Origin of the sequence: Vibrio sp. CDRSL-10 TSBA, from assembly GCA_039696685.1 — a bacterium.
GTDB lineage: Bacteria > Pseudomonadota > Gammaproteobacteria > Enterobacterales > Vibrionaceae > Vibrio.
This window is the reverse complement of the sequence record CP155565.1, coordinates 678,188-696,984: the sequence shown is the minus strand read 5'-3', so window position 1 is coordinate 696,984 and position 18,797 is coordinate 678,188. Positions and strand designations below refer to the sequence as shown.

The window sequence follows — 18,797 nt, the reverse complement described above, 5'->3', positions numbered from 1 at the left end:
CCAAGGACGCTCGGGAAAACTAAGTTTTCATCCCTGTTTAGCGGGTTTATTTATAACCCTATCATTTAACTGGTTGACAAATAAGTAGAAAAAATAAATCATGAAATTTGATAGTTGAGTCCCATGGGTAATCGATTACATGTATAGACAGCAGCGTCTCGAAGCTTTTTCATCCAACCTGTGTTTTCTGGTTAGTGTCAATATCGCGATATCTACCTTATTGGTGTTTAGCGGTATTTACAGTGATATCGGAACAGACAAGCTCGTATGGCTGATGGGAATCTATCTCGCATGCATTATTCGCCTTTCTGTTCACTTTTTTATCCCTAACAGTAATCCCCACAAACTCGATTTTCATTTTATGGGAGTATTGCTTGCGGCGGTTGCCTGGGCCAGTTTTCCTTATCTGTTTCATGATGAGTTTGGTCTGCGAGAGAAAGCGATCACCATCATTATTTTCTGTGGCATGTCCGGGGGCAGCGCCACTTTGCTCTCTTCTGACATCCGCTCTGCGATTGCTTTCACCGCGATTACTGTTTTTCCGTTTAGTCTAGTGCTGATTAATTCGGACAGCTACGACGAACGAGTCATCGGTGTGATGTCGATAGGTTACGGCGTTGCGCTGTGTCTGAGTTTCTTTACGCAGCTGTAAGTTCATTATGTCGTCGATTCGTGACCGATTTAAAGTCGACAGCCTGGTTAAAAGCCTTGAGCATGAAGTCGAAAGCCGCACAGAAAAAATCACCCTGTTAGAGCAAAAAGACAGCGTGACCGGTTTATTAAACCGCACCAGTTTTCTTGCAACGGTCAAGTCACTGCAAGAAGCGCATCTATGTGAAGATCCTGAATGTCGGTGTGCGATGATCTATATTCATCTGAGCAAATTCCAGCTGCTGTGCAGTAATTACGGTCACGGTTACGGCGACTACGTGCTGAACGTGATCGGTAAGCGGTTGCTTAATATCGATGAACGCTATAATACGATTGCTTCCAAATGGAACGGCAGCGGTTTTATTCTTTATTTCCCGCACGGCAATAATGTCAGCATTGCGCGTTTCATTGAGAATATTAACCATCTGCTCAGCCGGGAAATTCAGTATCTGTCGTTGATAACGACGCCAAGCTTTCACTACGGTTTCTATGAACTGGGTAGCGAAATGACGTTGTCGAATGCGGTTAATAATGCTTATCTTTCCATGTTGGAAGGTAAGAAGAAAAACATCAAAATTTATAGTTTCGACCAGGGTCTTAAAGACAAACTCCAGTGGCAGGAAGAGTTGCTCGCAAAAATGACCACGGCCATCAATGCGGATGACTTTTACATGGTCTATCAACCGATTGTTGATGTTACCACCGACAATGTTTCTGGCTTTGAAGCTCTGATTCGATGGGAACTGGATGGCAAGTTTGTGTCGCCTGACGATTTTATTCCTATCGCAGAACAACATGGTTTGATTTTTAGTATCGGTAAACTGGTGCTGCGCTCATCGCTGCAAACTTTGCACGAGATTAACCAGCATCTTCCCCATATATCGATGTCTATCAATGTGTCGGTGATTCAGTTTGAAGATGAGCATTTCCTCGACCATTTGCGCAAACTGCTCAGCGAGTTTGATGTCCGGGTTGAAAATATCCATCTGGAAGTCACCGAAACGGCCATGATCCGTGATCTGGAAAAACTGTCTTATGTCATATCTGAAATCAAAAAGATGGGCGTAAGAATTTCCATTGATGATTTCGGCACGGGCTTCTCTTCGATTGCGGTACTGAAAAGCCTTAACGTGGATTACATCAAAATTGATAAGACTTATATCGATGATATTTGTCACGACGAAAAGGATCGCAGTATTGTTTCGGCTTTGACGAAAATGAGTCATGCTATTGATGTCAAAGTGATTGCCGAAGGGGTTGAAGAAGAGTCGCAAAAAACATTGCTTAGTGACTATGACGTTGATTTCTACCAGGGTTATCTGTTCAGCAAGCCAATGCAAAAAGACGATGCTTTTAATTTACTGGGTATTAAATCAGACGATGCCAGTGCTGTCGTAAACAGCGGGTGGTAATGCATGGACTTGAGCGCTGTCTTTAATGGGGTTTCACCAGCCATTGCGGCGCTATTGATCGTGACGGCGTTTTTCACCTCGATGTTTACCGCCAGTTTCGGCGCCGGAGGCGGAGTCATGATGTTGGGTGTGATGGCGCAGGTTGTGCCGCCGCAAATTATTATTCCGCTGCATGGTTTTATTCAGCTTGGTTCCAATTCAGGCCGCGCTCTGATGAGCCGCAAGCACATCGATTGGTTACTGATTTCCCGCTTTGCGCCTGGTGTACTGGCCGGAACCATTATCGGATTCTTTGTATTAGTTGTGCTTCCTCCTGAGGTGATGTACCTCTCCATTGCCGGTTTTATTCTGTTCTTGTGCTGGGGGCCCAAAATCCCGTCGGTCGCTTTAGGGGCGGCAGGAGTGTTTCTGGCTGGTTTATTGACCTCTTTCATTGGGCTGTTTGTCGGGGCCTCCGGGCCGTTAGTCGGCGCGTTTGTCAAACAAGTACATATTGCCCGGCTTACCACCATCGCCACCTTTGCATTGGCGATGACACTGCAGCACCTGACGAAACTGGTGGTATTTGGTGTGGTCGGCTTTGAGTTCTGGCCATGGTTACCTTTGTTGATCATGATGATCATCGCCGGAGCTATCGGAACCTGGGTTGGCCTTAAATTCGTTAAACGGATGAGCGACGTTTATTTTAACCGTGTGTTTAACCTGGTTCTCTCAGCATTGGCATTACGCTTGATTTGGCAGGCGTTCGCCTAGCTTTTAGGTGCTCACATAGTTTTAAGGTGCTCACATAACTGGACTTGCTCACATAGCTTTCAGGTGTTTGATTAGATATCAGGTGTTTGATTAGCTGACAGGCTTGCGATTCTCTAATCTGACTAGTCATTGCTGTCAGCAGCTGAATTGGTGATAAATGCACACCGCAGCAACAGGCTGGCGGTGTGCACATTCAATTTACCTTATCCGCGCTTCGGCACTGTTACTGTAGTCAGAAGTATTACCGTCTGAGGAAAACGCTTTGATCCGATAGCTGTAAGTGCCGGCAGCTAGGCCCGTTTCAGTGTACTGATTGATGCCGGGAGTGACGATGACAGGGTCGCCTGAATAGGTCACTTTACCTTTGGCTTTATCGCCGCGTTCAACATAGAAACCCGCAATACCATCCGTGCTGTAATTCCAGTTCAGGGTGACGCTATCGCCACTGCTAGCCGCAGTCAGGTTAGTCGGAGCGGGCAGGGCATCCGGGCTTGGCTGGGAAGTGGTCACTGAATCAACGGTAACCCTCAGCGGTGAAGACGTGGCCTGACTTTGTGAGTTTTCCACTCTAATCTGATAGAAGTAGTCACCGGTTTCATCGACAGTATCGACAAAGCTGGTGCTGTCCGGGCCGAGCGTAATGAGGTCCGAGTAGCTTGTTTTACCTCTCGCCTTCACTCCGCGTTCAATGGTCACGCTTTCCTCACTCAGGCTGTTATCCTGCCAGCTTAACGCAACGTTAAAGCCAGACACGGACGCCTGTAAATTGGTCGGCGCAGAAAGAATATAAGGGTCGCTGACTTCAATGCTGATATCCGTGCTGCTCTGCGCGCTGGCGTTGTCTGTTACGGTTAGTGTGACGGTGTAACTCCCACCTGTGCTGTAGGTATAGTCAACCTCTGCGCCATGAGCTGTCTCTCCGTTCCCCAAATCCCACTCATAGTCATCGATAGTGCCGTCACTGTCAGTCGAAGATAAGGCACTGAAATGAACAGCGTCACCAATGTTGTATTGGGTCGGCATATTATCGATGACCGCAGTTGGCATCGCATTCGTGACCTGAATAATGCTGGTCGCGGAGTTTGACAGTCCATGATTATCGGTGACGGTTAAGTTGACCTGATAAGAGCCCGCGGCAGCGTAAGTATGGTTAACACTGACCTGGTTGGACGTGGTGCCGTCACCTAAGCTCCAGTAATAAGAATCGATGGAGCCATCTGAGTCACTGGAACCTGAACCATCCAGGGTCACAGCGCTGCCAAAGGCAACCGAGCTACTGCTGGCGTTGATCACCGCGACGGGTGCACTGAGGTTATCGAGGTTTTGCGCGTAATTGACTGCAGCCTGAGCATCGACCAAGCCGTGGCCGTACACATTGTCGTCTCCCGCGGCGCCGATATCCGCTGCGGTTGAGAACAGGCCATTTTCGATTTCATTGGCACTGATCCCCGGATTGGCCGCGACCATCAGGGCTGCAACACCAGCGGTCAGCGGTGATGAAAATGATGTGCCGCTGTAATAGACGTAGCGATTGCCCGGATAGGTGGTACGAATGCTGGTCCCAGGCGCCGTGATATCAACAAAGGTGCCCCAGTTGGAAAAGCTCGCCCTGGTGTTACTGGTGTTTGTGGCGGCCACACCGACAAAGCTGGTGTAATCGGGATAAGCAGCAAATTCCTGACCGTCGTTACCCGCAGACATAAATAGCAGGCCATTTTTGCTGCGCAGATATCTGGCCGCGCTGTCAATTGTCGCGTATTGAATGCCGCCATAGCTCAGGTTGACGATTCGGGCGCCTTTATCTGCGGCATATTCGATACAGGTTGCCATAGTTGAGATATAGGCGCTGCTGTTGCTGTCGCTGATCGCAATGCGGACCGGAATAATATCAACATTCCAGTTAACACCGGCCACGCCCAGAGTATTGTTACCCACGGCGCCTAACGTTCCCGCCGTTCCGGTACCATGTCCGTTGGCATCGGCAATATAGTCCGAACCATCTTGGGCGTTAAAGGCTAAATCGGTGCGCAGGTTGGCGCTTAAGTCCGGGTGAGAAACGTCAAAACCGGTATCGCACACCGCAACCAATACACTGTTACTGCCGGTCGTGACGTTCCAGGCTTGCGGCGAGTTAACCGCAGCATGGTGCCATTGCAGGCCGAAATCAGCATCGTTTGGTGTCAGGGTCGGAGCGACAGCATAGTCCGCTTCGGCAAATTCCACGTAACTGCTGCGTTTGAGGATATTGGCGACCGCCGTCTCTCGTCCGGCGTGCTCAAAGGTAGCAATGGTAATCTGGCTGCCTTGTAAGGTGCGTTGTGAGACCAGCCCCTGGCTGTGCAGTAAAGCGTTGAGTGCTTTTAACTCATTCGCCGGTATTGAACTATTGATTTTGAAGAGCACTGTGCCCGGGCGGACCTCTGCTGAATGAGGGGGTTCAGCAAAGACGCTGAAAGATAAAGGAAAGGTGAGCAGAGGAAATAAAGATCTCATGATCGTTGTTTTATGCATACCATCACTCCTGATGTAATTGTCAGTAAATAATGGTTAATAAACGGCCATAAGTAAAACGTCATGAAATGCGTTAGCCAAATAGCGTGAGTTGGAGGCCAAAATACATCGAGTAGTAATCAGGGGGAGGTAATGAGTCATGAGAAGCAGTGGCGAAAGGCTGCCTGTTCGCTTTGCATTAGTTAATGCGTTGCAGCGAACAGGCAATTCAGAGAATCTGTCTAAGCGGATTCAGTCTCAGGCAGACAGCTCTTTACGGATAATTTCCGCACCGGCATGCAGCGCATCCAGTTTTGCTCGTGCCACGCCACGCGGCAGTGGTGCCATACCACAGTTGGTGCATGGGTACAGTTTGTCTGCGTCAACAAACTGCAGCGCTTTACGCAGTGTTTCTGCCACTTCTTCCGGCGTTTCAATATCGTTGGTTGCCACGTCAATTGCGCCCACCATGACTTTTTTACCGCGAATCAGTTCAAGCAGTTCGATAGGCACACGGGAGTTATGACACTCAAGTGAGATAATATCGATATTAGACTTTTGCAGTTTCGGGAAAATTTCTTCGTACTGACGCCACTCAGAGCCCAGCGTTTTTTTCCAGTCAGTATTGGCTTTGATGCCGTAGCCATAACAAATATGGACAGCGGTTTCACACTTGAGGCCTTCAATCGCACGTTCCAGCGCCGCGATACCCCAGTCGTTGACGTCATCAAAAAACACGTTAAACGCCGGTTCATCAAACTGGATGATATCCACGCCAGCCGCTTCCAGCTCTTTCGCTTCCTGGTTAAGAATTTTGGCAAATTCCCACGCCAGTTTCTCGCGGCTTTTGTAATGGTCATCGTAAAGGGTGTCGATCATGGTCATAGGACCCGGCAGAGCCCATTTGATCGGTTGCTTAGTTTGCTGACGCAGGAACTTCGCATCTTCCACAAACACCGGCTTTTGACGGCTGACTTCGCCGACCACTACCGGTACGCTCGCTTCATAACGATTACGGATGGTAACAGTTTTGCGGTTTTCGAAATCAACGCCGTTCAGGTGTTCAATAAAGGTCGTGACGAAGTGCTGACGTGTCTGCTCACCATCGCTGACAATATCAATGCCTGCCTGCTGCTGATCTTGCAGCGCTAAACGCAGCGCATCTTGTTTGCCAGTAATCAGTTCTGCATCCTGCAGTTTCCATGGTGACCACAGAGTCTCTGGCTGAGCCAGCCAGGATGGTTTAGGTAAACTGCCTGAAGATGAAGTCGGTAATAGTTTTTTCATAATAAATTCTGTCTTGTGTTGTCGTTAATTATCAAGCGTAAGCAGCAGACCATTGCTCAAGCAGCGTTTGGTATGGTTTGATGAAGGTCTCTTCAGTGAATTTGCCTTGTTCAATAGCTAATTTGCTGCGTTTCTTCGCGGTCATAAACAATATGCGTGATTGAATGGTCCTGATTTTTCAGATTAGGCTGGTAACATTTTCCAGCCGCAGAGTTCGCGTTATAAATCTCAGGACGGTAAATTTTCTGGAATGTTTCCATAGTGCTGATGGTGCTGATCAGTTCCAGATTGGTGTAATCATTAAGCAGATCGCCAAAGAAGTAGAAGGCGAAAGGAGCCGCACTGCCTTTCGGCATGAAATAACGCACCTGCAGACCCATTTTCTTGAAGTATTGCTCGGTCAGCGATGACTCATTCGGTTCGTATTCGTGGCCCAGAACCGGGTGTTGGTTGCCCGTACGATGGTAGACCTTAGCATCCGACACACTCAGACAGATAACCGGCTTCTTGGCAAAGTTGTTCTGGTATACCTCTGAATTGACGAAACATTTGAAGATGTTGCCATGCAGGTCACCGAAGTTTTGCGGAATACTGAACTTAGGTTGGTCTCTGTTGTGGTCAAGCAGCAATACGCTGAAGTCATAGTCACGAACGTATGAGGAGAAGTTGTTGCCGACAATGCCTTCGATACGCTGATTGGTTTTATGGTCAACGATGTTGGTTTTCAGCACTTCGATGGTCGGGAAAGTTTGTTCATTGGTCGCGTTGCCAATATTCAGATCAACCGAAATGATCTCCAGTTTCTACCGAATAACGATCGCCGTTCGGGTTATCCCAGGTCGCTAACGTATTAAAGCGATTATTAATCATCTGTAACGTATTGCGCAGGTTTGACTGACGACTCTCACCGCGGGCCAGATTCGCAAAGTTCGTTGTGAGACGAGTATTGTTTGATGGTTGGTAATTTTCATCAAAACACAGGCTTTTAATCGTAAATGTAAAATCGTTATTCATGTTCTGGTATCCCGTTGCTGCGATAAATCGAAAACTCATTCCTTGCTTGGTGTGGTATTTCTGACTATCCCGGTCTTTACTTCCACAGCCTTGAGTAATTTGTTGCCAAGTGACGTAATGAACTCAACTGTTTTCGCTTTGAATTCATGGCTTGGGTATGTTGTACCCTTTAACGGGTATCTGAATACAATGGTATTATTTAATGTGCTACATGAGGTTTCTTCATGTTTTATTTTGCTAATAGAGTTTTATTAATGCAGTTCATGAAGAAGCTTCATGTTAAGCGCTGATATAGAACCTGACAGGGCGCAAAGACGACGGACCAGATGATTGAACCATTCACTGTGTAAATCCTAAGTTTTCTAACTAAAACCTTAACTTATTCAATAATCAATATTGATAATGATACTAATAATCATTTAGAATGATTTTTGATAAAAACATCCGTTACGTGTATGCAGTGGGCGTGAGGGGGCAAAAGATTTTTATCAATTATAAATAATTATTAAAATTCAAGGTTTTATTTAAATGAAGAAAACACTTCCAGTGGTGACGACATCGATCATGTGTCTTGGTGTCGCCAATGCCGGCTACGCGAATAATGATGAGACTAAAGCGGGCCAAATGACCTCCCTCGTTGTGATTGGTCAGCAAGATGAATTAAGTTATACCCAAAGCTATTTAGCCGGTGCGCTGGATACGGTGACACAAGAAGAGATTGCCGGCGCGCATGTTGATAATGCGATGGAACTGTTCACAAAGCTGCCGGGCGTGCATATGGCGCCATGGGGGCAGGGCGTGTTTGAATCGGAAATCGGTATCCGTGGTTTTGCCGCTGACGGTTCGACGCCACATGCCAAGCTGTTGATCGATGGCATCCCGTCCAACCTGAACGCGGGCTACAACGATATGGCCCAGCTATTTTCCAGCAACATTAAGTCGATTAACGTTTATAAAGGCACCAGCGATCCACGCTATGGTTTGTACAATCTGGCCGGTGCATACAACGTAGAAACCCGCTCCGATGTGGCGCAAAGTGTTGAAGTAACAGTGGGCAGCTTTAATGCGCGCGAGACACAAGGTTACTTTGGCTTTCAGAACGGCAACCTGAAGCACAGTTATTCGCTCGGATACCGTAAATCCGAAGGGTACCGTGATCATGATAACGTTGAAAAATATGGCGCTTCCGGCCGCTGGTTTTACGATTTTTCTGACGCGACGTCACTGGGCCTGATCGCCCGTATCGCGCGTATGGATACCGATGCGCCGGGCTTCTTACTGTCAGAGCAGGAAGTGAACCGTGATCCGCGTCAGTCAGCCAGCTACTCCAATCAGGACGGCGGTAAAAAAAACACCGATGCGGTCAGTATTCACCTGGATCACCAGTGGTCTGATACTGTGGCCTGGTCGTTAAAAACCTACTACAACCATTTTGATCGTCAGCGCTGGCTGCGATTCAAAACCGAATGGCCGCTGCAAGAGCGCATTTATGACGAAAAGCACTATGGTGTGATTTCTACCGTTACCTGGGACGTTGCGAACGATTGGCAACTGCTGTGGGGCGCAAACTACGAGACTCAGGATGTAATAGAGCAGCGCTGGGGCACCATCAATAACCAGCGCATCCGTAACAGCGCAAGTCCTATCTGGAACTACCAGTATGACTACAACAACTACGGGACTTACGTGCAGGTTAACCATCAGGCCACCGAATGGCTAGACTGGAACGCGGCCGTACGTGCTGATCGTCTGAGCGGTGATTTCACTTCAACCGACAGCGCCAATGTGAGCACACATGCCGATATGTATGATTTCGGCACCATCATTCAGCCAAAACTAAATGTATTCCTGTACCCAACTGACGATGTGGTGGTTTTCGCCAACTTCGGTCGTACCTTCCAGCCGGTGTTCAGCAGCAGTGCTTATACCACGGGTGACACTCACGCGCGTGATATCTCGGTCAATGACGGCTGGGAGATCGGGACTAAGTGGCAGGCGACACAGAGCCTGCAGACTCGTGTTTCATACTGGGAACAGCGTGCTAAAGACGAATTTGTGCTGGTTAACGGTGTGGAAAGCAACGTGGGTAAAACACTGCGTCAGGGCGTGGATTTAAGTGCTGACTGGATGTGGACCGATTCGCTCACGCTGTGGGGTAACTACTCCATCACCAAAACCGAAATCCAGACTGAAGGTGCCAACAAAGGCAATGATCTGCGCAGTATTCCGGCTTACACCGCGTCAGTCGGTTCAACTTATGCCATCACCGAGAATTTAACCTGGCGTCTGCATTACGACATGCAGGGTGATTACTACATCAACGAGGCCAATGTCGGCGGCAAGTTTGGCGGCTACAAGCTGATGAACAGTAACCTGGAATACAAAACATCGTGGGGTGGGGTGAACTTCCAGGTCAACAACCTGTTTGATGAGCAGTACGAGTACGTGTTTGACTTTACCAGTGATGCATCTGGCACAACGATTCACGCGCCGGGCGATGGCTTGAATATGAACCTGAGTGTGAATTACGATTTCTGATTGTTATCTGATTAGAAAGAGCAGAGCGGGGCATTGAGCCCCGCTTTTTTATAACTAAATAAGCTTATTTCGCTTGAACGCGTTTCTTCTTTTTGGGCACCGGAGTAGATGCAGAATGCGGAGTTATAATCGTTGTAAGCGACAGCGTAATTAAAGTCGCAGAAGTAAGCCGGATGTTTAGTGGCGATCGCATCACCAGCCTGACACTGCCCACCCAGTGATTCAACTAAGGAATCATTATTTGCGCCCAAACACGCTTGTCCGGTTTGTTTATCTTCTGACATGCAGCCAGAAAGTAACGCGGCTGTAAGGACAACCAGGCCAACTGTTTTTTTCATTCTGAATCTCTATTTTATTGTGATAATAGTATTGGAATGATATGCGTCAGTTGCATATCTGGGCTGAATGCTATCACTGATTTATTAGTTGGAGCAATGGGTTAGGGGGTTTTAGATTAGTGGTTTAGAACTGGATGGGGTATGTCCCGCTTTTACTCTGGCGGTTATCTTAAGCTTGGTGCAAGCGGGCCAGTTACTCTTTGCCTTGCCAAAGAGTAACCAGAAAGGCGCTTGGTTTCTTTGTCGCTGGCCGGGCCGGTTTTAGGCGTTCCCTACGCCAAAAACCTAAAAATTCGTCCTGAATTTTTGCCCTGTGTTGGAGGTTAATGGTTAGGTTTTTAGCGTTTGTGCCGGATTAGGAAACGTATGTTGATTCTTTGCTTGCTATGTTGTCGCTACGGCATACCAATATTTTTGGACATATTGAAACCAGTAATCACAAAGCCGACTTCTTGGTACAGCTTGAGCGCGCGCTCATTTTGATAAGCTACTCTTAGCTTTATTTGATTAATGCCAACTTCTTGCAGCTGTTTTTCCAAAGCAGAGATAGCTTGAGTACCATAACCCGAACCACGGTATTCTCCGGACACAAAGAAATCATATATAAAGGTCGACTGATCTGTGACATTAATTGAATGCCACAAATAACCAACACGGTTTAACTGCCCGTCAACCTCAGCATCAATGCATAGCAATGAATGCACATTTCCCTCTAAGCCATTAGGAAAGCAACGATGCAGCTCCTTTTTAGCCAACTCAATTGACAGTCCTCTGGAATGACCATAATTCGTGGCGATTTCCTGACTATAATCGTCAACAAAATACTGGCAATATGCCGGATACTCTTCTTGCCGCATTTCTCTGAGTACAACCATGTCTCTTCCTTTTTATGCGATGAATTCAATCCGCAACATAACAATTCTTAATCAGACAATGTTAGTCAGAAATTGTCTTTCTAAAACCCTCGGCTTAGCTCTTCCAATCTGTCATTAATGGCTGTTTGAGCTTAATGCACACTACCGTTGGACAAGCATGCTTGTGGCCATCAAATCGACAAAATGCGGACATCTTCGAGCAAACATACCATAGCAAACTAGCTACATAGTTAACCATTAGCCAAAGTAGGTCAATAAATGACAATAGTATCGAGTCAAGAAGTGTCTCCAAAGCGTATTTTCAGGCCGCCTGACCAGTAAAAATTGCGGGTCAGTTGATCGTCGTCAATGGAACATCAATCTACGGGGATTGCTGATGTTCAAATGACATCAACTTGCCTAGCATGAGCGTTTTGTGGCTATTTTCTGGTGTGTTATGTCTCCGACCGTTGATCATGTTCTGCTGAATCTCGCGCTCAATCTCAGTTCCAACCGTTCTCATACTCAGCAATACCAAAGTTTGATTGATGGGGTTGCGCAGGTGTTTCCGTGCGATGCGAGTTGTCTGTTTATTCTGGATGAAGAGCGGTTTCTTACTCCGGTTGCGGTGCGAGGATTGCAGACTTCCGTGCTTGGTCGTCGTTATTTCCCCAAAGCGCATCCGCGGCTGGAGGCGATCATCGAAAGTCGTGAAGCGGTGCGTTTTGACGCTGACTGCCCGCTGCCTGATCCGTTTGACGGCGCTTTGTTGAGCGACGATCTGTGTATCGATGTTCATGACTGCATGGGGTTTAGTCTGTATGTGGAAGGGCAGTTGGTCGGCGCGCTGACCATGGACGCAATGGCAGTGGGGGCGTTTGATGATATCGACCCGGTGACGATCGAAACCTTTGCAGCTCTGGCTGCCGCGACGCTACGCAATATTGGCCAGATTAAAGCGCTCAAAGCGCAGAACCAAAAACAGAAAAGTGTTACTCAGGCACTGATCCAACAGGCGCGATCCCAGCATGGGGAAATGATCGGGTTAAGCCCGCAGATAGCTCAACTGAGGAACAACATCGAGACGGTGGCGAAATCGGATTACGCGGTGCTAATTAGCGGTGAAACCGGCACCGGTAAAGAGCTGGTGGCGCACTCAGTTCACGCGCAATCTCTGCGCAGCGACAAGCCGATGATTTACGTTAACTGTGCTGCGTTGCCGGAAGGGCTGGCGGAAAGTGAGTTGTTTGGTCATGTCAAAGGCGCATTTACCGGAGCCAATAGTCAAAGAGCCGGGAAGTTTGAACTCGCCGACGGCGGCACGCTATTCCTGGACGAAGTGGGAGAGCTGCCTTTGGTGCTGCAGGCCAAATTGCTGCGGGTTATCCAGCAGGGTGAGCTGCAACGTGTCGGCAGCGATCAACATCTGCTGGTCAATGTACGTATCGTCGCGGCGACCAACCGCCAATTAGAGAAGGAAGTCGAGGCCGGCACGTTCCGTGCGGACTTATTCCACCGCCTCAACGTGTTTCCTATCCACGTGCCGCCGCTGCGATCCCGCGAGGGCGATATTCCTGTATTGGCCGGGTACTTGCTGGAAAAAGTGCGCCAACAGTTTAACGCGCCTAACTTGCACGTTCATCCTAAAGTACTGACACAGATGGAAAAGCATCCCTGGTACGGTAATGTGCGCGAACTGGATCACACGCTGACCCGCGCCGCGCTACACGCGATTCAGCAGGGCGCGGTGACGATTCTCTCCACTCACTTTGATGCGTCTCTCAATCTGGATGATGTAAAAAATACATCGCAGTTTTTGCCTCAGCAAAGTCAGCCGATGCGAGACCTGGTCGAACGCTATCAGCATGAACTGATTGAACATGCTTTGCGCCTGAATGACGGGGTGTGGGCAAAAGCCGCGCAATTTCTACAGATGGACCGTGGCAACCTGTACCGCATGGGTAAAAAGTTCGGGATTAATAAATAAGCATGTTTGCGATTGTGATGTCATTTCAACACCATCAGCGTTGTTGCAATGACATCAATCAGATGCTGTCGTGTAATTAAATTTAATAAAATTCAATAAGATAAGCTTTGGCACGCATTCTGCTCTTCAGTGGTGACTATCACAACGATGACAACAATCACTGGAGAACCCAATATGTTCTGTATTCAATGCGAACAGACAATTCAAACCCCTGCTGCTAAAGGTTGTTCTTACGCACAAGGTATGTGCGGCAAAACCTCTGAAGTTTCTGATCTGCAGGACGCGCTGGTTTATACCCTGCAGGGCGTGTCGTTCTGGGCGGTCAAAGCAAGAGAATTTGGCATCATCAGCGATGAGATCAACCAGTGGGCGTCAAAAGCTTTCTTTGCGACCCTGACTAACGTTAACTTCGATCCTGAGCGTATTCTGGCACTCGCTTCTCAGGCGGCGCTTTACAAAGCGAGCCTAAAAGAGCAGGTTTTGGCTGCGGCGACTCTGGCCAATCAGGTGGTACAAAACGTCCCGGCGGTGGCAGAATTCGAACTGCCTGGCAGCGCACAAGATATCCTCGCACTGGCACCGCAGGTGGCGGTTAACCGCGGCAAAGATCAGCTGCACGAGGATGTGATTGGTCTACGTTTGCTGTGCCTTTACGGCCTGAAAGGGGCCGCCGCTTACATGGAACATGCCCGCGTTTCTGGAGCAAACCGACAACGAAATTTATGCCACTTATCATGACATCATGGCGTGGCTGGGTACGGATCCGCAAGACTTAGCTGCGTTGCTGGACTGCTCGATGCAGATTGGCCTGATGAACTACAAAGTGATGGAAATGCTGGATCGCGGTGAAACGGAAACCTTTGGTCACCCGCAGCCGACCACAGTCAACGTCAAGCCAGTTAAAGGTAAATGCATTCTGGTTTCCGGCCATGATCTGCACGACCTGGAAAAAATCCTGCAGCAGACGGCAGGCAAGGGCATTAACGTCTACACCAATGGTGAAATGCTGCCGGCGCATGGTTATCCTGAACTGAAAAAATACCCGCATCTGGCCGGTAACTACGGCAGTGCCTGGCAAAACCAACAGAAAGAGTTCGCCAATTTTCCCGGTGCGATTGTGATGACATCGAACTGCCTGCTGAACCCGAACGTGGGCCAGTACGCCGATCGTTTGTTTACCCGCAGCATTGTCGGCTGGCCGGGTGTTGCTCACCTTGAGGGGGACGATTTTAGCGCCGTGGTTGAGTGCGCACTGGCGCAGCCGGGCTTTCAGCATGATGAAATTGAGCATCACATTACGGTCGGATTTGGCCGCAATGCATTGATGAATGCCGCGCCTGCGGTGATCGAGCAGGTGAAACAGGGCAACATCAAACACTTCTTTTTGGTCGGCGGTTGTGACGGCGATAAGTCCGAGCGCAGCTACTATACCGATTTTACCGCTGCCGCGCCGGAGGATACGCTAATTCTGACCCTGGCCTGCGGTAAATTCCGCTTCAACAAAAACACCTTTGGTGACATTAACGGTATTCCGCGCCTGCTGGACGTGGGTCAGTGTAACGATGCCTATTCTGCTATTCAGCTTGCTCTGGCGCTGGCAAACGAATTTGAGTGCGACATTAATGAACTGCCACTGACTCTGGTGCTGTCATGGTTTGAGCAAAAGGCGATCGTTATCCTGCTGACTTTGTTCGCTCTGGGTGTGAAAGGCATCTACACCGGCCCGACGGCGCCGGCGTTTCCTGACTCCGAACCTTATCGCCATCATTCAGGAAAAATTCGATATGCGCAGCATCGGCAATGTGCAGGATGACCTGAACGCGATTCTGGCGGCGTAACTCCGATACCTTTTTCTTCGCCCCGCCTTAACGCGGGGCTTCTCGCAATGCATCAAAGAGAAGATAATGTTTTTTGAATGGCAAGGTCAGCAGCCCGTCACCCTGCGCTGTATTGATAAGATTACTGAAACCCGGGACAGCGTCAGCATCAAACTGGCAGCGCTCAATCCAGCGTTACTGTTCCGCTTCAAGCCCGGCCAGTTTATTAACCTCGGAGTAGAGATTGACGGCCGGAGCGAATTTCGTGCCTACTCCATCAGCTCAATGAACGATGAAGATTATCTTCAACTGACGATTAAGCGAGTCGATGGCGGCAAGGTCTCTAACTTTGTCCTTGATTACCTGTCACCCGGTGATACGGTTCAAGCACTGCCTCCGGCAGGAGATTTTAACTGCATTGATCATCCGCCTGTCCAGTCTCAACAGGGCGCTAAAACGCTGCTGATCAGTGCCGGATGCGGTATTACGCCGGTCTTTGCCATGGCAAAATACTGGCTGCATAACGCGGAAAGTGATGTGCATATTACGTTTCTGCACATCGCACGCAGCGCTGCCGACACCATTTATTACGACCAGCTAGAAACATTGCACGCCATCTATCCCAACTTTGATTTGCAGTTGCTGCTGAAAAACAGGGCAGGCACCCGCTATCCACAAGGTCGCCTCAATCAAGACTGGTTGCGTGAACTGGTGCCGGATCTAGAGCAGCGCACGATTTACCTGTGCGGCCCAAATCAGTTTATGCAAGATGTACAGGGTTATTTAGCCGCCCTTAATTTTGATATGGCCAACTTTCATCAGGAGAGTTTTACCCCGGCAACCAGCCAACACGCTGACCTTGCTGATGAAACGGTTAACGTGTTTGTCCCTGACTTTGGTCAGAGTATAGAAGCGCAAAAAGGGCAACCACTGGTTGAGGTATTGGAGAATGCAGGGCTGCCGATCATCGCTGCGTGCCGCAGCGGGATTTGTGGGTCGTGTAAATGCAAAGTTGAAACGGGCAGTGTCACCTCGACCAGTCAGCAGACGCTGACACCGCAAGAGATTGAGCAGGGCTATGTTCTGGCCTGCTCTTCATCAGTGGAATCGGATCTGCAAGTGCAGTTAGGCTAGGGCGGGCAACGGTTTAGCTGTGCTGCCTTGGCTCGTTCATCTAAATATTCAAATGGCTCTGCTGAGTTCGATTCAAGCGGGCCATTTTTGTTTGCACAAATTCTATTGTGAAGTATTTACCTTAAGCATCAGGTTGTGGTCATCAACGCTGCAGATCGTTAAATACTGCCTTCACGCTCGATGACTAAGATTCTGGCTTCACCTTGAGGATGAGCGACATGTTCGGTGCCGACGGAGGCAAAGAAAATATCCCCGGCATTTAAAATCGCAGATTTTGTCTCGCCGTTTCTCTTTATAAAGCATTTTGACCACGCCGTGCATTACAGCAAAGACTTCTTCACCATCATTGACGTGCCAGATGTACGGTTTATCGGTCCAATGTAAACGCGTGGTGACACCACTCATGTTCGCGATATCCCTGGCGCCCCAGGCTCTGTCTGCGGTAAATTCCTGGCTTCTGATTATTTCCACGTCATGTCCTTATTACTGAGTTCCTGAACGACTGTGTGTCGTTGCCTCATACATCATAATCAATTGAGCACATAGTTAACCATCCGCTACAGCAGGTCAACTTATGCCAGACAACTCGTGACTGGTTGCAGTGCACAAAGTGATTTACTATGCCAACAATCACAATAGCGTTGTTGGCCATTCATGAGCGGTAAAAATAACAAAAATCTCGGCATTCTTTTTAAACTCAGCATCTTCGTCGCGCCCTATAAATGGCGGGTCGCTGCTGCCCTTGTGGCGTTAGTGGCGACGGCGAGCCTGACTTTGTCGGTCGGATACGGGGTGCGTATTCTGATTGATCAGGGTTTCGCTCAGCAGTCACTGCAAGAGCTGACCAGTGCGATTCAGTATATTGTCGCTATCACCTTATGTATTGCGATTGGCACCTTCTTTCGCTTCTATCTGGTTTCATCGGTGGGGGAGCGGGTCAGTGCGGATATTCGCCTGGCGGTGTTTAACCATGTGATTTCGCTGCATCCCAGTTATTTTGAAACCAACAGCAGCGGCGATATCATGTCGCGCCTCACAACTGACACCACGTTGCTGCAGAGCATCATTGGTTCCTCATTTTCGATGGCCATGCGCAGCGCCTTAATGTGTGTCGGGGCGATCATCATGCTGTTTGCGACCAACTTTAAACTCACCCTGATCGTGCTGGCCTCGGTGCCTTTTGTTTTAGTGCCGATCCTGGTTTATGGACGACGCGTGCGTGCGCTGTCACGCAAAAGCCAGGACTCAATGGCAGATGTCGGCAGCTATGCCGGTGAAGCCATCGAGCACATAAAAACGGTGCAGAGTTTTAACTCCGAACCTTACGAAAAAGCCGCCTTTGCTGCAGAAGTCGAAAAAGCGTTTGAGGTTGGCCGTCAGCGGGTCAAGCAGCGGGCGATTTTAATCTCTGGTGTGATTGTTATCGTGTTTAGCGCAATCGCAGGCATGCTCTGGGTCGGCGGCAGCGATGTCATTCAGGGTAAAATGTCGGCGGGTAATCTGGGCGCTTTTGTGTTTTATGCCATTATGGTTGCCTCTTCGATGGCGACGATTTCTGAAGTGCTGGGTGAACTGCAAAGAGCAGCTGGCGCAACCGAAAGGCTGATTGAGATCCTGCAGGTCAAGAGTGACATCAGTGCGCCGAACAATTGTGTCGCCATCACCGAAACTCTGCCTGCCGAGGTGACGTTTGACTCGGTCAGCTTCAACTATCCCTCCCGTCCTAACCAAGCGGCGATTCAGGCATTAAACCTGACAGCAGCGGAGGGCAAAGTCCTGGCACTGGTTGGGCCGTCCGGAGCAGGTAAAACCACCTTGTTCGAATTGCTGCAACGCTTTTACGACCCGCAGCAGGGCCGGGTGTTGTTTGGTGGTGTTGATATTCGCCAGTTCGATCCGGACGATCTGCGCCGTCAAATGGCGCTGGTACCCCAGCAGCCCGCTTTGTTCAGCCACGATGTGTTCCACAATATTCGCTATGGCAACCCGCAAGCCACCGATGAGCAGGTTATTGAAGCTGCGAAAAAGGCCCATGCGCATGAATTTATCGAAAAGCTGCCGGAAGGTTATCACAGCTTTTTAGGAGAAACGCGGCGTCCGCTTGTCGGGTGGCCAGAAACAACGCATCGCGATTGCCCGCGCGATTCTGAAAGACCCGAAAGTTCTGTTGTTGGATGAAGCGACCAGCGCTCTGGACAGCGAAAGTGAACATCATGTGCAGCAGGCGCTGGAAGCGCTAATGAAAGGCCGCACCACGCTGATCATTGCGCATCGTCTATCGACCATTCAGCACGCAGACAAGATAGCAGTATTAGATGGCGGTCAACTGGTCGATATCGGTAATCACCAGTCACTGATGCAAACCTGCGATCTCTACCAACGGCTGGTGGCACTGCAGTTTAAGCACCTGGAATGATGACGGATTGTCGCTAGTTTAGTGGCTTGCTGTGGCAGTAAGGCAGGCCGCTAGGAGTTATGGCAGATACAAAAAAAGCCGCTGAACAATCAGCGGCTTTTCGAAT

General features: G+C 49.0%; 12 protein-coding genes and 2 pseudogenes. 9 read left to right on the top strand and 5 right to left on the bottom strand.

The genetic code is table 11. The features are described 5' to 3' along the window. Positions 1-139: 139 nt before the first annotated feature. Genes ABDK09_03345 through ABDK09_03335 form a run of 3 tightly spaced genes read left to right on the top strand, consistent with a single transcriptional unit; the run spans position 140 to position 2,816 of the window. Positions 140-652: a hypothetical protein gene (locus ABDK09_03345; GenBank protein XAW88381.1), complete on the top strand. Its 513-nt coding sequence runs from the start codon at positions 140-142 to the stop codon at positions 650-652. Between the two features lie 7 nt (positions 653-659). Further along, positions 660-2,063 (top strand): bifunctional diguanylate cyclase/phosphodiesterase, encoded by a 1,404-nt coding sequence (locus ABDK09_03340; GenBank protein ID XAW88380.1) that lies wholly within the window; start codon positions 660-662, stop codon positions 2,061-2,063. Positions 2,064-2,066: 3 nt separating this feature from the next. After that, on the top strand, positions 2,067-2,816 hold the full coding sequence (locus ABDK09_03335) for a sulfite exporter TauE/SafE family protein (GenBank protein XAW88379.1): 750 nt from the start codon (positions 2,067-2,069) through the stop codon (positions 2,814-2,816). Between the two features lie 198 nt (positions 2,817-3,014). Here the strand turns inward: ABDK09_03335 and ABDK09_03330 are convergent, their stop codons facing one another. From ABDK09_03330 to ABDK09_03320, 3 genes and pseudogenes are all read right to left on the bottom strand, one after another. Next, positions 3,015-5,327 carry a S8 family serine peptidase gene (locus ABDK09_03330; GenBank protein ID XAW88378.1) on the bottom strand — a complete coding sequence of 771 codons (2,313 nt, stop codon included), beginning with the start codon at positions 5,325-5,327 and terminating at the stop codon, positions 3,015-3,017. Positions 5,328-5,564: 237 nt separating this feature from the next. Continuing rightward, positions 5,565-6,593: a methionine synthase gene (locus tag ABDK09_03325; protein XAW88377.1), complete on the bottom strand. Its 1,029-nt coding sequence runs from the start codon at positions 6,591-6,593 to the stop codon at positions 5,565-5,567. A gap of 31 nt (positions 6,594-6,624) precedes the next feature. Beyond that, positions 6,625-7,607, bottom strand: a pseudogene (locus ABDK09_03320) (DUF1852 domain-containing protein). A gap of 528 nt (positions 7,608-8,135) precedes the next feature. Here ABDK09_03320 and ABDK09_03315 point away from each other — a divergent pair. Then, positions 8,136-10,145, top strand: a complete 2,010-nt coding sequence (locus tag ABDK09_03315) for a TonB-dependent receptor (protein XAW88376.1) — start codon at positions 8,136-8,138, stop codon at positions 10,143-10,145. Between the two features lie 11 nt (positions 10,146-10,156). On the opposite strand, the gene ABDK09_03310 is transcribed toward ABDK09_03315, so the two are convergent. Together ABDK09_03310 and ABDK09_03305 are read right to left on the bottom strand one after the other, a co-directional pair. Then, entirely contained in the window at positions 10,157-10,483 is a 327-nt protein-coding gene (locus ABDK09_03310) for a hypothetical protein (GenBank protein XAW88375.1), read from the bottom strand. Positions 10,484-10,878: 395 nt separating this feature from the next. Beyond that, a complete protein-coding gene (locus tag ABDK09_03305) occupies positions 10,879-11,358 on the bottom strand; it encodes a GNAT family N-acetyltransferase (GenBank protein ID XAW88374.1) in 480 nt (159 codons plus the stop codon). A 436-nt stretch (positions 11,359-11,794) separates the two neighbouring features. Between ABDK09_03305 and norR the strand changes: the two genes are divergently transcribed. The 5 genes and pseudogenes from norR to ABDK09_03280 all read left to right on the top strand — a co-directional run bounded on the left by norR (position 11,795) and on the right by ABDK09_03280 (position 18,691). After that, entirely contained in the window at positions 11,795-13,324 is a 1,530-nt protein-coding gene (norR, locus tag ABDK09_03300) for a nitric oxide reductase transcriptional regulator NorR (GenBank protein ID XAW88373.1), read from the top strand. A 174-nt stretch (positions 13,325-13,498) separates the two neighbouring features. Beyond that, positions 13,499-15,162: pseudogene (gene hcp / locus ABDK09_03295) on the top strand (hydroxylamine reductase). 66 nt (positions 15,163-15,228) lie between these two features. Continuing rightward, complete coding sequence (locus ABDK09_03290) at positions 15,229-16,275, top strand: hybrid-cluster NAD(P)-dependent oxidoreductase (protein XAW88372.1); 1,047 nt, start codon at positions 15,229-15,231, stop codon at positions 16,273-16,275. Positions 16,276-16,929: 654 nt separating this feature from the next. Continuing rightward, a complete protein-coding gene (locus ABDK09_03285) occupies positions 16,930-18,453 on the top strand; it encodes an ABC transporter transmembrane domain-containing protein (protein ID XAW88371.1) in 1,524 nt (507 codons plus the stop codon). Beyond that, positions 18,377-18,691 (top strand): ATP-binding cassette domain-containing protein, encoded by a 315-nt coding sequence (locus ABDK09_03280; GenBank protein XAW88370.1) that lies wholly within the window; start codon positions 18,377-18,379, stop codon positions 18,689-18,691. Before ABDK09_03285 ends, ABDK09_03280 begins: the two co-directional genes overlap by 77 nt. Positions 18,692-18,797: the final 106 nt, after the last annotated feature.

Coding starts and splice junctions, on each gene's coding strand:
- ABDK09_03345 (XAW88381.1), top strand. CDS start 140: ATGTATAGACAGCAGCGTCTCGAAGCTTTTTCATCCAACCTGTGTTTT.
- ABDK09_03340 (XAW88380.1), top strand. CDS start 660: ATGTCGTCGATTCGTGACCGATTTAAAGTCGACAGCCTGGTTAAAAGC.
- ABDK09_03335 (XAW88379.1), top strand. CDS start 2,067: ATGGACTTGAGCGCTGTCTTTAATGGGGTTTCACCAGCCATTGCGGCG.
- ABDK09_03330 (XAW88378.1), bottom strand. CDS start 5,327: ATGCATAAAACAACGATCATGAGATCTTTATTTCCTCTGCTCACCTTT.
- ABDK09_03325 (XAW88377.1), bottom strand. CDS start 6,593: ATGAAAAAACTATTACCGACTTCATCTTCAGGCAGTTTACCTAAACCA.
- ABDK09_03315 (XAW88376.1), top strand. CDS start 8,136: ATGAAGAAAACACTTCCAGTGGTGACGACATCGATCATGTGTCTTGGT.
- ABDK09_03310 (XAW88375.1), bottom strand. CDS start 10,483: ATGAAAAAAACAGTTGGCCTGGTTGTCCTTACAGCCGCGTTACTTTCT.
- ABDK09_03305 (XAW88374.1), bottom strand. CDS start 11,358: ATGGTTGTACTCAGAGAAATGCGGCAAGAAGAGTATCCGGCATATTGC.
- norR (XAW88373.1), top strand. CDS start 11,795: ATGTCTCCGACCGTTGATCATGTTCTGCTGAATCTCGCGCTCAATCTC.
- ABDK09_03290 (XAW88372.1), top strand. CDS start 15,229: ATGTTTTTTGAATGGCAAGGTCAGCAGCCCGTCACCCTGCGCTGTATT.
- ABDK09_03285 (XAW88371.1), top strand. CDS start 16,930: ATGAGCGGTAAAAATAACAAAAATCTCGGCATTCTTTTTAAACTCAGC.